Origin of the sequence: Mesorhizobium sp. L103C105A0, from assembly GCF_000502215.1 — a bacterium.
In the GTDB taxonomy this organism is placed as follows: Bacteria; Pseudomonadota; Alphaproteobacteria; order Rhizobiales; family Rhizobiaceae; genus Mesorhizobium.
Map to the genome: position 1 here is coordinate 50,050 of NZ_AYXF01000015.1, position 15,209 is coordinate 65,258.

7 protein-coding genes are annotated in these 15,209 nt (G+C 58.9%); 3 read left to right on the forward strand and 4 right to left on the reverse strand.

Annotated features, from left to right (window positions below; genetic code table 11):
• Positions 1–48 precede the first annotated feature (48 nt).
• Positions 49–1,272, forward strand: a complete 1,224-nt coding sequence (locus X727_RS138390) for an MFS transporter (RefSeq protein ID WP_023835172.1) — start codon at positions 49–51, stop codon at positions 1,270–1,272.
• A gap of 53 nt (positions 1,273–1,325) precedes the next feature.
• Positions 1,326–1,589, forward strand: coding sequence for a hypothetical protein (locus X727_RS1000000168160; RefSeq protein ID WP_155923618.1), 264 nt, complete (start codon positions 1,326–1,328; stop codon positions 1,587–1,589).
• Between the two features lie 635 nt (positions 1,590–2,224).
• Here X727_RS1000000168160 and X727_RS138380 read toward each other — a convergent pair.
• The 3 genes from X727_RS138380 to X727_RS138370 form a co-directional block, all read right to left on the reverse strand.
• Positions 2,225–5,695, reverse strand: coding sequence for an AAA family ATPase (locus X727_RS138380; protein WP_023835174.1), 3,471 nt, complete (start codon positions 5,693–5,695; stop codon positions 2,225–2,227).
• Positions 5,692–6,951, reverse strand: coding sequence for a DNA repair exonuclease (locus X727_RS138375; protein ID WP_023835175.1), 1,260 nt, complete (start codon positions 6,949–6,951; stop codon positions 5,692–5,694). The genes X727_RS138380 and X727_RS138375 overlap by 4 nt, the downstream gene beginning before the upstream one ends.
• Before the next feature lie 71 nt (positions 6,952–7,022).
• The gene (locus tag X727_RS138370; RefSeq protein WP_031204719.1) at positions 7,023–12,611 is read right to left on the reverse strand and encodes a DUF3320 domain-containing protein; all 5,589 of its coding nucleotides are present in this window, start codon (positions 12,609–12,611) and stop codon (positions 7,023–7,025) included.
• A gap of 475 nt (positions 12,612–13,086) precedes the next feature.
• On the opposite strand from X727_RS138370, the gene X727_RS1000000167145 reads away from it, so the two are divergent.
• Positions 13,087–13,974 (forward strand): thermonuclease family protein, encoded by an 888-nt coding sequence (locus X727_RS1000000167145; protein ID WP_081726231.1) that lies wholly within the window; start codon positions 13,087–13,089, stop codon positions 13,972–13,974.
• Between the two features lie 33 nt (positions 13,975–14,007).
• Here the strand turns inward: X727_RS1000000167145 and X727_RS138365 are convergent, their stop codons facing one another.
• Positions 14,008–15,162 carry a DUF4236 domain-containing protein gene (locus X727_RS138365; protein ID WP_023672191.1) on the reverse strand — a complete coding sequence of 385 codons (1,155 nt, stop codon included), beginning with the start codon at positions 15,160–15,162 and terminating at the stop codon, positions 14,008–14,010.
• Positions 15,163–15,209 lie beyond the last annotated feature (47 nt).

Here is a 15,209-nt window from a genome sequence, read left to right on the forward strand (position 1 = left end):
AAGGCAGCCAACATCACGTTGCATTGCATCAAAGTGGAGACTTCGTTCATGACCCGATCCGCAGCAGGCGTTATGAACGCTGTTCTGCACGACCCAGAAAAGCCAGTCCCACCGTCTGGCCCGGCATGGGGTGCCATCATTTCGCTTTCCTTGGGCACCTTCGGGCTGGTCACGGCAGAGTTTCTGCCTGTCAGCCTGCTCACGCCCCTCGCGCATGATCTCGGTATCAGCGAGGGAGNGGGAGCGGCTGGACAGGCGATGACGGCGACAGCTATCGTCGGGGCGATCTCGGCGCCGACGGTGGCCATCATCACAAAGCGCCTGGACCGCAGGACCGTCATGTGGACAATGACGCTGCTGCTGATCCTGTCGGACGTTCTGGCGGCCGGCGCGTGGTCGCTGGCGGTTCTCCTGACTGCACGCGTCGTGCTCGGCATAGCGCTCGGAGGATTCTGGTCGATGTCGGCAGCACTGGCGATGCGGCTCGTTCCAAGCCACCTCCTGCCTCGCGCTATGTCGATCATCCTCACCGGCGTTTCCGTAGCTACCGTCTGCGCAGCTCCAATCGGCGCTTATGTCGGCGATATCTGGGGATGGCGAAGCGCCTTCATGCTCGCCGCAGCCGGCGGCGTCGCTACACTGCTCGTGCAGCTCATGACCATTCCGAGACTGCCTCCGATTGGAGTGACTAGCGTCCGCAGCCTGCTGGATGTGGCAAAGATTCCGATGGTCAAGGTTGCGCTTTTTGTCATCCTGCTGGTCGCTTCCGGCCACTTCGCCGGAATCACCTATATCCGCGCCTTCCTCGAAAAGATTCCCGCGCTTGACGTTGAGACGATCTCGCTTGTGTTGCTTGCTTTTGGCATCGGCGGATTCTTCGGCAATTTGGCCGGCGGGCTTCTGGCCGAGTACAGTCTCAAGGCAGTCGCGGCCCTTGCACCGCTGCTCATAGGGATAGCGGCTGTTTCGCTACTGACGGCGGGAGCATCGGCCTTCGCCTCGGGGATTGCGGTTGGCGCGTGGGGCTTTGCCTTCGGCGCGGTGCCGGTGGGATTACAGACGTGGATGGTGCGGCGAGCCGTTCCCGAGCAGGCCGAAAGCGCCGGTGTGCTGATGGTCGTAGCATTCCAAGTGGCAATTGCAGCCGGCGCGATTTTCGGCGGGCTATTGGTGGAGAATGCGGGGATCGCCAGCGCCATTGCCTACAGTGCTGTTGCCACGTTCGTCGCTGCCCTCATAGTTTTCCTGCTCGGCCCGAAGCGCGGAACCTAGACCGCCTGACAGGAGAGATCTCAGCAGCGCAGCGGGACGAGAGGTCCAATCGCATGCACGGCGCGGCGCGATCCTCCGCTTGCATGGACCCGCGGAAGCGCTTCGCCGGCTTCACCTCCGAGCATGGCGACGGACACCGGCACTGCCGCTTTCCACCGCTGATGCTGGCGGTAGTCGAGCAACTGGCCGATCACGGCGCGAATCGCGAAGCGCATCGTAGCCGCATCAGTAGGCTTGATCTCGACCATCACTTCGGGATTGCGTCAACCGCAACCGAAGGTCGTCGCGAAAACAAGCGGGAAGATCTGTCATGCTGAGGATGGACATTGATCTCGTACTTCCGCACATACCGTTTGTAGACGTCGGACGCTGCCGCTCCAGCCGGTCGGCCACGACTTCGATCATGAACGGGCGATGCCCCGACGGGAGCGACTGGCTCGCTTTCGATAATGCCTCTACTCTCTTGACGAATGCTCTGGCGGATCGATCTGTCGTATCGTTCGCACCACCAGCTTGCCTGGCCACCCCACCCTTTGACACGGTGCCTATCCCTCCGGGGCAGCACGAATGCATTTTCGGCGAGCGTCCTAGCTCTGAACGACCTGATCTTCTCCTTGTAGTGCTGGGCGGGTTACGCCCCTTGAACTGAACCCATATTCTGGGCGCACCTGCCGATCCAATTCGCCCTTAATCGTCTCGAAGAGCCGTAAACGTACCCGTCATTGGCTGCAACAAAGTTGCATTCTTCGGCGCAATAACCCTGCTTACTCGAAATGCCCCGCCACCGAGAGGCGGGCATCCGCGCTCCGGCCGGCGTAGTCGTTCATCCACGCAACATTAAGCAAAATAGGCATTTCTCAGCCTCTAGGGACGTCATGACGGATTCGATCGAAGGTTCCTATGTCAGACGAGTTGGTTAGTTGAACCGTTTTGACGCGAATTCTAATCGAGCCTAATCCAGCTGGTGAATGGTAGATTGTGGCACAACAGCCTTGGCGATTTCACATAGGTGCTTGTGGTGCGTGAGATAGATGACCTGACCTGTGTTCGCCATCTCCCCAAACAATCTGAAAACCTCCTCCGAGCGAATATGGTCGAAGGTTTCCATGATGTCGTCGGCGATGAAGGGAACCGAAGGCCGGAATTGCGCAAACTCGTAATAACCGGCGAGTCTCAGGGCAAGGTACAACTGAAAGCGCGCGCCCTTTGAAAGCGCATCGGTGACCTTGGATTGCCCGTCACCCTGCACCGCGATGAGAACCTCACCACCTTTTACAGGCTGGGTTGTCAGCCCCGAATACTGGCCACGCGTCATTAGCTTGAACGCGTCTGATGCGCGCGCCATCATCCCGGAGCGGTGGCTCTCACGGTAGAGCCGCAAAGCATTTCCGGCCGACATAATGCCAAGCTTCAGTTCGATATAACGGGTGGCCTTCTCCTCGATTTCCAACAGGGTTGTGCGCCGTTCGGCATCCAGGCGGGCAACCGCGCTGTCACCGCCGATGGCGTCCAACTTGTCTGCCGCGCGGGTCTGTCGGATCAGCTGTTGCTGGATGATTTCATCGAACTGGCGAAGCCGCTGCTCGCCCTCAGCCTTCTCGACCGCGAGGCTGTCGAAATCGATCGCGTCCAGGATCGAGCGTGCCTGGTCGAATCCATCGACTGCGAGTTCCGCCACTATCCGCTCCTCAAGTTCGGCGACGGTAGTGCGCAAGCCATCGCGCTCACGCAGCAGCTCGTCGCGTTCGACTACCTCGGACAGAGTGGCGACGCCAAAGACGCCCAGCACTTCATTCTTGCGGCGTTCGTGTGCCGAAATCTCGGTGTCGAGGATTTCGCGCGCCTCCTTGAGGCGCTTCAGCTCGTTGCCGAGGCTTGCCTTCGTTTCACGTGTCCGCTCGGCACGCTCCAGGCGCTCGGCAAGGCGGGTGGCCAACTGCTCCGGCTCGCCATCCTTAGTCGGCTCGTCGGCTTCGACCGCAACGGCGATGACCTCGACCAGAAAATTGGCCCTGTCGGCCTCCATCTTGTCGATACGCAGCTGCAGATCCTCCCGTTCCTGCAGGCTTCTTGACAGTTCGGCCAATTGATCGAGCACAGCGCCAACGCCTGACGCGGACAGACCGCTTTCGAGCCACGTTCCCTTGAGCGCTTCGGTAATGCCGGCCAGCCATTCCTCCTCGCGACGCTCCGCCACCCCTACCGCAACCCGTCGGGCAGCTAGATCCTCTTCTTTGGAACTCACCATCCTGAGCGCCTCGGCATACTCGGCGTCCACCTTGCGCTGCCGGTCCAGAAACAGCTCCGCGATGGCCATGATTGCTTCGAGGGTGTCGCCGGGCTCTGATACTATGCCGACACTTTCCAGCGCCGCTCTCATTTCCAAGTGTATCTGCTCGCCTGCGTCAGCGGCTCGCTCGGCTTTCAAGCGAGCAAGTTCGATCTGCTCCCAGGCAGCGAGCGCATCGCTGCGCGCCTCGATCTGATCCTCGATCCTTTCGATCAGGCGCTCAGACGAAGGTTCCAGGGCTTCTCCGAGGAGGTCGCTGGCGGCCACACGGATTTCCAACAATTGGGTATCCGCATCCTTGACGAGCTGTTGGCTTTGGATGCCGTTTCGTGACAGGTTGGCCGTGGCCTCGGCCAGGGCACGCGTCATTGCCCGGATCTCGGCCAGATCCGCCGCGCCGGCCAGCCGGCCTGCGCTGGCAACGTCATCGCGCGTCAGTGCCACGGCGAAATCGTCAGCGGTGTCACCAGTCAACACTGCGCGGTGCGTTGCCCACGCATCATCGCGGAGACGGCGGATGGCGGCAGCCGCTTCATCGTCGACAACGTCGACCGAGGCTCGAAGGGCATCCAATCGTGCGGCGAGCATTGCATGGTGGCCCTCGTATTCGGCGAGGCGTTCGGCAAGTACCGCGGTGTTCCTTGCCAGTACTGACGCTACTGTCTTCCAGGCGGCAATCTGCCCGGCGCTCGGAACCGCAACGTTGACGAGAGCGAGGGCATCTCCGTTCCATGGACGCAAGCGAGCCAGCGATGCCTTCCATCGGATTGTTCCCGCATCTCCCGCCTCGCGAGCCGTCTTGATCTCTGCCTTGTGTCCGCTTGCTCGCGCTTTCGACAAAGCCGAGCCCAGCCTTGCCCTGGCGGGTTCGGGCACCGCCCTTTCCTCGCCGACCCGCTGCCTTGCCACCTGCAACGCATCGAGTGCTGCCGCCGCCTCGTCGCGGGCGGCGCGCGCGCCCGTAGCAATACCGGACCTCTGCTCGACCATAGCGCGAACGACGCCAACTGTGACGGCAGGCAGAAGCAGTGCGGCAGGATCCGGCTCGGAAGACCGGCCCAAGGCGGCAAGGCAGCTTGCCACGGTGTTGTTGAGGATTTGCAGCCCCATCCTGCGAGTGGGCAAGTCAAAGCCAGCCGCGGTATGGCGCACCTTGCCCTCCGCCAGGCTGCGAATGCGTTCGGAAATCGACAGGATCCGTTCGTCCTCGTCGACCGCAGTGACTTTTGCCGACAGCCGCTCGACCTCATCGATGTTTGCGGACAGTCGCGTTCTGAGGCTGGCATCGTCATCGATTAGTTCGGTGACACTTCCCGTCCATGTCCGGGCTGGGGAGGTGATGTCCGGCAGCTGATCCAGCCGGGCAATCTTGCGGCGCATATCCGCCAGCATCGGCGCAGCACGTACGTGACGAGCAATGGTATCCAGCCTGGCCACCAGCACCGCCCGATCGCTGATGGTTCGGCCGTACTGCTGCGATGCATCGAGACGTTCGGCCTCCAGCCCCTCATAGGTCGATGCAAGTGTGTCGATCGCATCCCTGCGCGACTTCACGTCAACAAGGCGCTTCTTCAGCAGCGCCAGTTCGGTGCCATGCGCCTGCTTCCGATACAGCGCGTCTGCTTCGGCCTCGAGGGCGTTCAACGTATCGCTTGCGTTCCCAAGACCGGCGCTGGCCGTGAAGAGGAGCTTGCCGAGGTCGCCCCGCGATTCCAGGATCGATTTTCCGCCGGCTTCCAGCGTCTCGTCATCGAGTGAAAACATAGTCGTGTAAGCGTCACGCGACAGTCCGGCGAGATGCGCCGTGATCGCCACCTCGCTCATCGATTGGCCCGTCGCGTTCAATAGCGAATTAGTACGCTGTTTCGTACGCGTGAACGTGTGCTCGGAGCCGGCCAGTTCCAGAACCCCACCGATGCGCATGGCGCTGTACTCATGCAGGAAGTTGTAGCGGCTCCGTTCCTCGATGCCGAACAGCAAATCTAGATAGGCGGAAAGCGCTGTCGATTTGCCGGCCTCATTCAGGCCAAACACGATATGCAGATCAGGTCCGGATTCCGGTTTGGGTCCGAAGTCGATCGTACCATCGGTGAACTTTCCATAGCGAATGAGGTCAAGGCGCTGCAGCCTCATGACGCCCCACCGGACTTAAGGCGGGAAGTCACCAAGTCTGCGCCCTTGGAAAGCACCTGATCGAGGAACCGTTCCAGCCCGGCTTCGTCCTTCCCAGCAAAATCCCGTCCGTCGGCCGGAAGGTCGGCGACCATCCTTTGGACGAACGCCCTCGCCTCGGCGCGGAAGGCATCCGAGGTGGCATCGGCGCGCATGGATTGCTCGAGTTCGAAAATCGGATCAGCAATATCCTCGGCCGTCTCCGCCCGAGGTGGCGCGAGGTCAAGCTCGAGCTTCTCCACCCACGTATGGCCTAGCTGTTCCGCAGCCTGTTCGGCTTCGGCAAGAAGGAGATCTCTGTCGCGGATCAGCGCCCATAACAATGGTGATGTTCCTGTTAGGCCAACGCGGGCCACAGCATGACGCGACCGGACGGCGGCCCGCATCTCTTCGAGTGCGTTTCGAACACGCGCGACGGCCTCGGACCACTCCACTGCTCCCGTAAGGTCGACGCTGACCCTTTCGAACTGCGCAACGCTGGTCAGCCTTTCCTCGATCTGCACCGAACGGTCGTCTCGCACCGTCACAAGGGTGACTGATTTCTCGCCGGCCTCGTTGATATCCCTCCCCTGCGGTATTCCCGGCATCACCACCGTGCTTGCGCCGGAATGGACTTGGCGAAGATGAATGTGGCCAAGCCCCCAATAGTCGAAACCGTGGGCGTGCAGGTCAGCGATGCTGCAGGGCGCGTAAACGTCGTGACCGGGCGATCCGGCCAGACTGGTATGCATGATGCCAATATTGACGGCTCCTTCGCGAGCAGCCGGATATTTGGGCAGCAGGCTGTCCGGCGCCTTAGGGTTCGCAAAGCTCAAACCATGGAAAACGACGTCCACACCGCCGGCTGTCTGCAATACCGACTGAGCACGACCGCCAAAAATGGTCACGGTGTCAGGAAACACCAGCTGTTTGGAAATCCGCGACAGGGCGTCATGATTGCCGCGGATCTTGAAAACCCTGATGCCGGCCTGGTGCAGGCGTGTCATCTGCGCTGCCAGGAACCGCGCCGTCTTCATCGAGGTTTGATCACCATCGTATAGGTCGCCGGCTATTACCAACGCATCCACGCGTTCCTCTAGGCAGAGATCCACTATCGAAACGAATGCCTGGCGGCTGGCGTCGCCCACGAGCCCGGCAAGATCGGGATTACGCATCGCGAGCGAACGCAGCGGCGAGTCGAGATGAATATCGGCCGTGTGTACGAATCGAAATGCCATTCGGCCTCCGCCAGCAAAAGAGGTGTTCCGAGCTTCAACAGAGATTGCAACGAGGGCTCTACAATGCCCGGTCACACTTCAGCTAATGCCTCGCTCGCGGACTCGCCGGCCACCAACAAACCGTCTTGGGGCCGCAGCAAGCCCTTGGCAATCAAATCGGCGACCCCAGCTGAAATCAACTGCCGCAATTGTGCACTTGTGGCTTTGAAGCCCAGCATTCTCGCAACGGTTATTGCGATTTCTTCCTCCGTCGCACCGAGGTTGGATTTCACGACTTCCATGGCGCCTTGGGCGACTTCGTCCTGCGCAATCATTTCGGGCTTGCGCAATCCAGCGGACACGACGCCGCTGCGATCCCTGAGACGAACAGGAGCACCTGGCTTGAAGCAGAAGCTGCCTCGACGGGCTACTGCACCACCTCTCTGCGCTAGGCCTACCCCTCGCTCGATTGCATCCTGAATCCTGCCACCGGCCCGCTGCAGACCCCACGCGCCCCGAATACGCGAAACTATTTCGTCGACATGGATTGGTGTTTCTATAGCCACCACCTGCTCGACCAGTCCGGCCATGATTCCGCTGGGCGTCTCGTGGAGTTCGAACGATCCCGGTCGGTTTAGTTCGGCCTCTTCGTAGGCTCGATTGGGTATCTCGGATCCCTTTGTGCTTTCGAGACCGATTTCCGTCACGTTGCCTCTGTCGACCGTAACAACCTGCACGGCTACAGCACGATTTCTCTGGACCCCCAATTCGGCCCGCTCATCGAGCTCTTTTCTCGCAGCCTCAATTGCTAATATGGTTCGCTCCAGCTGCTCGCGTGGCCTCTGAAACCAGTCAGCGTTCCAGATGCGATGGATTATCCAACCATGGTCTTCCAGAACAGACTGCCGTAGCCGGTCTCGATCTCGGGCCGAGCGCGATGAATGATATTCTGCGCCATCACATTCGATGCCAAGAATATAGCGGCCTGGCCTCTCCGGATCAGCAACCGCGAGATCGATGAAGAAGCCTGCAATGCCAACCTGAGCATGAACCTGGTAACCCTTTCCGATCAGCGCGTTGGCTACCTGCTCTTCAAAGATTGAATCCATTTCGCGAACCGTGGCCTGGGCAAGCGAAATTCGCCCTGTTCTCGCGTAGTGCAAGAAGAGCTTGAAGGCGAAGATGCCTTTCCCTTTGCCACGCTCCAGGTCGATGTCCTCGTCTGTGATGGACGCGAATACTTCGCAGCTGCGCTTGGCGCGGCTTATGAGGACGTTGAGCCGACGCTCGCCGCCTTCCGCACCAAGAGGGCCGAAACGCATGGCCATGTACCCCTGCGCATTCTTGGCATACCCCACTGAGATCATGATCACGTCGCGCTCATCGCCTTGAACATTTTCAAGGCTCTTGACGAAGAATGGCTCGCTGGGGTGCGCGTGAAAGAACTCCTCCGTATCGGGATTTAGTCGCCGCAGCCCTTCGAGTTCATCCTGGATCGCGCGGCGTTGGCTAACCGAAAATGTTGCAACGCCTAGAGTCTCTCGCGGGTTCACCTTCGCATGACGGATGATCGCTTCGGCTACTGCTCTCGCCTCTACCGGATTGGTTCCTGTGCCACCGGAATCGAAGACCCCCTCTGGCACATGATGAAACCGCAACCCCATGCCTGCCTCTTGGGTATAGGGGCTTGGCACGATGAAAAGCCGGTTCTCGTAGAACTGGCTGTTCGATACGGCGATCAGAGATTGGTGACGGCTACGGTAGTGCCAGCGGAGCATACGCTGCGGCAAGCCGCGGGCCGTGAACAGGCCGAGGATGCTTTCGATGTCGGCGACCTGCGCGCCCTCACCCTCGTCATCTTCAGACTGCGAGCCTGTCACCTTGGCGAAGAATGTCGTGGGTGGCAGTTGGCGTTCGTCGCCAACAACGACCACCTGATTGGCCCTGGCGATCGAGCCGAGCGCGTCCACAGGCTGTATCTGAGACGCCTCGTCCATCACAAGAAGATCGAAGGACATCCTGCCGGGCGACAGGAATTGGGCCACCGAAAGCGGGCTCATCATGAACACTGGCTTGAGTGCCTGGATGGCAGGCCCTGCCTTCTGCATCAACTGCCGGATAGGCATGTGGCCCCGTCTGCGCGCCATCTCAGAACGAAGCAGTCCGACTGGTCCAGCTCCGCCGTCTCTTGAAGGAATTTTTCGGTGATGAGCCGTCACAACTTCGATGGCACCGGCCTTGATCCTCTGTCGGTCCAGATCCGCGAAGTCACGTACAGCCCTGGAATGCAATTCCCCGTCGAACCTTGCCAGCTCCGGCTCATCGGTCGCCATCGCTAGAAACATTTGTTCGTAGTAGGCCATATCGAAGACTGATCGCGCCGATCCTGCTGTAATCTGGCCGTCGGCCAGGCCGTCTATCAACTGTCCCAGTCCAGCCTTTCGGGCTGTTTCGGATCGCTCTCCATAGGCGACCCATTTTGAGAGCTGTTCCTGATGATCAAGCCACCCCTCCAGTCGAGAAACAACCTCGACTATCGCGACGTCTGGAAAATCGTCTACTCCAAACAAGGAGGGAGCATCGGCTTTCAAATCCCCTGCAAGCGCCTTCAATTCCCGCGCTGCCGCTTGGGCCGCTTCACGCGCTGAACGCGCCAAGTTTGCGATCTCTTTTCTTTCAGGCAACCGCGCAGCCAAATGCCGGATTGAGCCATTTTCTCTCAGCCAAAGTTCGGCTTGCGCGAGAGCGGCCCAATCGGATCCTCGACCGAGCCACGACGAGCCGAATGCGAACTTGCCAAGGCTTTCCCCGTCCTCGATCTCTTGATCAAGCGCTTGTAGTCTGCCTAGTCGGCGTAGTATCTCCACCCGCTCACTGATCAGATCTGGAACGTCAGTCAGAACCTGTCGTGACGCGTCATCGGCTTGAGCTACAGTGCTTGCCTTCGCTTCCATCATTTGCAGCGAGGCCCGCTCGGCGGAAGCCACGTCACCTTGCAGGGATGACGCAAGGTGGCCTAAATCGTTCCAAAACCCCTCGATAATCGGCTGACCGATGTCGATCACCTTACGAACTCGGACCGCACGCGCGCCCGCTTCAGAGCGCTCCGCCATCCGCCCGGCTATAATTCGCGGTTCCGAGCCAAGTCCCCTCAGCGTGCGCATCCACTCCACTAGGGCCTGGAGTGGTGCCGAAGACGATCTCTCACCGCGCCAATCGGCTCCGAAGGCGGAACCGCCAAAGGCGTCGCCTTCGCGCACTTTTGCTGCGGCCGCTTGGCCCTTCATTAGAATGTCGAGGAGACCCACTATCTCCGCCGCAGGCGCGCTAGGGGCCACCAAAATAGTCCGCACAAGTGCAGTGGCACGACGGTAGTCGCCATTCAATGCTTTCAATATTCCCGTGTGCTCGGCGAGCGCTTGCCGCGCCGCGGCCACGTTGGTACTCCACGCGGCATCAACAACTTTGCCCTGAAGCTCGGCTCTAGCAGTCTCTAGCGTTGCTACGCTGTCGGCAAGGTCACCAGCCTGTTCCAGCCCGGAGTCCCAAACTGTGGCTGCGAATGCCTCAGGGCTCGCATCGGGGGCTGCCGCAACTCTCTCGCCGGTCATCACTAACCTGAGGAGTCCTGCAAGCGTGTCCGGTAAAACCGTAGACCCCAGTTCTTGATTTAGCCGCTCAGCTTCTTCTCTTAAGCGCGGGAGCAACACGGTTAGCTGGCGCGCACGAACGAAACCATCTTTCGGAAAGTCTGAAGGAAGCTTAGCAAGCTCTGTCTCGAGACCTTCAATTGGCGTGTCGATAGCCGTCGCCACCAACTGCTCCGACAGTTCCTCGGATTTGCGGTTGAAATCTGTTCCTGTCCAGAGAAGCGATGCAATGTCCTTTGGACGCTCATCCCAAACCGGCGAGACTAGCGCCTCGGCAGGAAGTCCAGGTGCGGACGCGAGAAGCTCAGCGCGATCTTCTACCTCGCCGCTGTCGCTGAGGATTTGCGGAGGCTTCGCCTCGATCCGCTCAGCAATATCGGCCAGTTTGGCGTGCAGAGCCTTTGCTTGATCCAGCGACGACGCAATGCGTGGGACGAGCCTCTCAATGGTCGTTGGTAGGACGACATCCAGGCCAACTCCCCGCCATGGGTGGTGGATCGGCAAGCCGATCTCGTTGATCCGCTGAGACACGTCATCGAGAAGTTTGCGACGTTGCGAGACACCGTCATTCGTCCAAGCGGTGGCATCCTCAAGTTCAATATCAACTGTCTTTTGCCCGTTCTGCCTTAGTCGGGTTAGCTGGCCAAGAACCTGGTATGGAGTGAGTTCGGACGTTCCAAATGGAACATGCATCCTTGTAGCATGTGCATTGAGTTTATCCCTAGCCTCCAGCAGGCGTTCAGTAAGGGAAGAAGCAAGCTGTCCGCGAGGCGATCCGAGTTGCCAGGTGCGCCGCAACTCCTCCAGCATCATGCGCTTGTTTGCCTTGTTGCTATGGAGCTCAAGGCAGGCGTCCCCCACCCCCGCAGTGTCAAGCCGTCGCTTTACGACCTCAAGTGCGGCCATTTTTTCCGCAACGAACAACACGGTCTTTCCATCGGCAACGGCCGACCCGATAATGTTTGCGATCGTCTGCGATTTTCCTGTCCCGGGAGGACCTTGGATAACGAGGTCGCGACCCTTTCTTGCATCATGGATCGCCAGCGTCTGAGAACTGTCACTGTCGACGATATGCAACATTTCGGCAGGCGCGATATGCGGATCAATCGCAATGTCGTCCGACATCAGCGGTTCGCGTGTTTCGAAACCATCTGAAAGAAGCGAGCGGATCTTCGGTTGTTCGATAATCTTTGCGCCATCCGGCCAGAGATCCGGATCCAGGTCACGGTACATCAAGAACTTAGCGAACGAGAAGAAGCCGAGCACCATATCATCGGCAAGAACCTGCCAACCCTCTTTGGTCGACACTGCTTCGGCAACGGCTTCGAGATAGGCCGAGACGTCGAAGTCGTCTCCTACTTCAAAACGCGGCAGGGCGAGCTTGTGAATGCGGTCGAGATAGAGTTCCAAGGAGAGGTTTGCGGTAAGATCTTCCGTACGAGCTCGCAGCCGAAACTTTTCTCCAGCGGCCCCTCGCTCCAGCCGTACCGGGACCAAAATGAGAGGAGCCTGACGGATGTTTTCTTTGTTGCTCGGGTCAATCCACTTCAGCATGCCAAGGGCCAGAAAGAGGATATTGACGCCCTGCTCTTCCTCAAGTGTGCGGGCATCGTGGTAGAGATCAAGGAGCCGGCGCTGCAGCCCCGTTGGGGTCATCCTCGTCTGAAGCTTGGTGTCAGAATGTCGCGCAGATACCCCTCTGTCGTCGAATCCTTCGTCCTCAGGCTGAGCAAGAGCAACGGGGGAATAGTCGATTTCCTCGTCTGGAGGGCTGCTTTCAACCTGGCCTGCCTTCGGCCGATCCGGCTTGCCGGCCAGGAAGGTAAAAGCCTTTCCTTCGCTCACCAGCAATCGATAGATCTCAGACGACCTCTCGTCGACAATATCGATCGTCTTCGCGCTCTTTGAAAACCGTGGCACATTCAAAAGTCGGTTGCGAGCAGAAAGGTCGAGCAATTCCATCCTGGCTCGCTCGAGCTTTTCCTTTAAAGGCAGATCGCTTTGGAAGACCGATTTTTCAACTTCCGACACTCACACCCCCCTGATAGGCTGGACACATAGAGCCTAGACAAGGGCTGTCCGCAACATAAAATGCTGGTTTTTCAACCTCGAATGGCTGCCACCAACACTTCAATCGTTTAGTATTGTGAGCACTGCGGCTTGGTGGAAAAATTGCGGATGTTTGTTTAATGTTCCGGACACTTCGCATCCCCACCTTGATCTCGAGGTTCCCTTTCGGACAAAATGCCATCATACGTGTGGACGAGGTGTTGGCAGCTCTGGCATCCGCCTCGCCGGCCACGACCAACTGGCGCACAAGCCGACTTCTTTTTGAATCGGCCTCCTAATTTCATTCCGAGAAAACTTGTAGGCTCCAGCGCGGAAAGATGGTCGTGTTTACGGAAAAGGTAACTACAAAGTCGTGACTTCGGCTGATCTGCGAAGGCACCATGGTGTTCAAAGCGCCGAACTACAAGGCAAACCAGCGCCAGCGAAAAAGGCGCCTATGAATGGTGCAGAGGCACGTTACAAATCATGCAGCTTGCGTTTCGCAAAGGATCGGAAATTGAATAACAATCGCTATTCTCATCGTCGCCGCGCGCGACCAAGGCGCGGCGCTGAACCAATCGTCCGCAGACGTTTCTCTCCAGATGTGCGCTTGCCTCTGATCCTGGTGATCGTGGTGGCCTTGGCTGCTTACGCGACCCACTATTTTACAGGCTCGGGTGACCAGTTACGTGGTCTCGATATAGCGAACTCGGCCGGGTCGAGACGGGCGCCGATAGTAGGCATAGCATCGGTGATTGATGGAGACACGATAGAGATCCACGGGCAGCGCGTCCGCTTCAACGGCATCGATGCACCCGAAAGCCGCCAATACTGCAATGACGCTAGCGCACATCAATACCCCTGCGGGCGCCGGGCGGCCGAAGCATTGGCGAATTTCCTTGCGGCTTCGCAGCCTGTCCAATGCACATTTGTTTCATGGGATCGGTACCGTCGCTTCGTCGGTGATTGTCGGCGCGCGGACGGTGTCAGCGCCGCGTCCTGGATGGTCGAACATGGCCAAGCCTTGGACTGGCCCCGCTATAGCCACGGCGCCTATGCGCAACAGCAAACTAATGCTGAAACCGCAAAGGTTGGAATCTGGATTGGGACGTTTGACAACCCTTGGGATTGGCGCGAAAAACATGCCGAATCTGCGAGCCCAACCAAAAGCCCCCTTGGGCTTGTCAGCCGTCGCCAAGTAGCACAGAGCTACTCATGCCAACCTCGCCGCTTGTGCACGCAGATTTCATCTTGCGAAGAAGCACGTTGGTATCTCGCCAACTGCTCATGGGGGAGCAAGTTGGATCGAGATAGCGACGGGATTCCGTGCGAAGGCGTTTGCTGACCTGGGCTCACGCTTTGAGCCCATCCCCAACCATCACTCCCTAGTGTGCGCATTTAGCGTTATGAATTGGCGGTCGGAGCTTCGATGCAATTGCGCGAGTGCCGATAGAGCCTGGCAAAAGGGCTGGCTGACGTTTGTCTTGGAAAATTCCACCAGCTCGTTAAGTCCGGACGGGCTAGAAAACCGCAACGCTTCGTAGCGGCATACAGGGATCTGCCGATTGTCTTTGAAGCGCTTGTCAGGCCCGCCGTTTTTGTTTGGGTGAGCCCAGGTGTAGCTCACGATCTCCGCATCAGATGGAACTTTGCCGGTCTCGATAAAATTACTCGGGGCGAATTGGGTCTGCAGATCGGCATATCCGACTGCGCCGTATCGGTTTCCGTCCTTCACCAGCACTAGGTCAGGCATGAAGAAGAGCACCTGCCGACCCACATGGATTGAAGGAGGAGTAACGTTGCTGCGTACAACCTTCGGCAAGGAGCTTGTAAGTGTCGTGGGCTTTTTGTCGACCAGCATGCTGGCCCCGGCATTTCGCTTCCAAGCAGTCAGATCCTCTATCTTGCCGCCGGCAGCGACATGCCATCTCCCTGCGCAGCCGGTGAGAGTTTCGAACGCGCCGACAAGTCGCCCGTAGGCGGCCTCCGCGTCTTTTTCCAGATCGTAATAGAGCACGCTCACCCGGCGGTAACTGTCAAACCATTTGCCAATGAGCATACCCGGCACAAAGGCACCGATGCCCAGCACCGGTGCGGCACCTCCGAGCTTGGTCCCCACAAGGAAACCTGCAATCCCGAACAAAACCGCGAGTGCTACGGACAGCCGCGTCTGCGATTGCCTGGCATTGATTTCATCGAGCACATTGGCGAATGTCTCGTCACGCATTTCCACCACATCGCGGGACTCGATTTCTCTCATCACGACGCCGTCAGAGACGTATTCCGGGCGCGAGGATTGTGGACGGGGTTGCGGCGCAGATGGGGTCTGAGAGAGCTGAACTACCTTCTTCGCGCTGGCCTTGCCTAAAGTGCCACGATAGTAGAGCCCACCCACGCCGGCGTGGATGTAGTGACCTCTTGGCCCAGTGCCGATGCGGAGGCCCTTCACGCCAACGGAAGCGCCAACCCCACCGGACGAAAAGTTAAAGCGGAATGGTCCCGCACTGATCGATTTTCGAACGTAAAACCCCATAGCCCAATCCCCCCAACTCAACTGCCGTACCGACTAAGGCGCCAGTC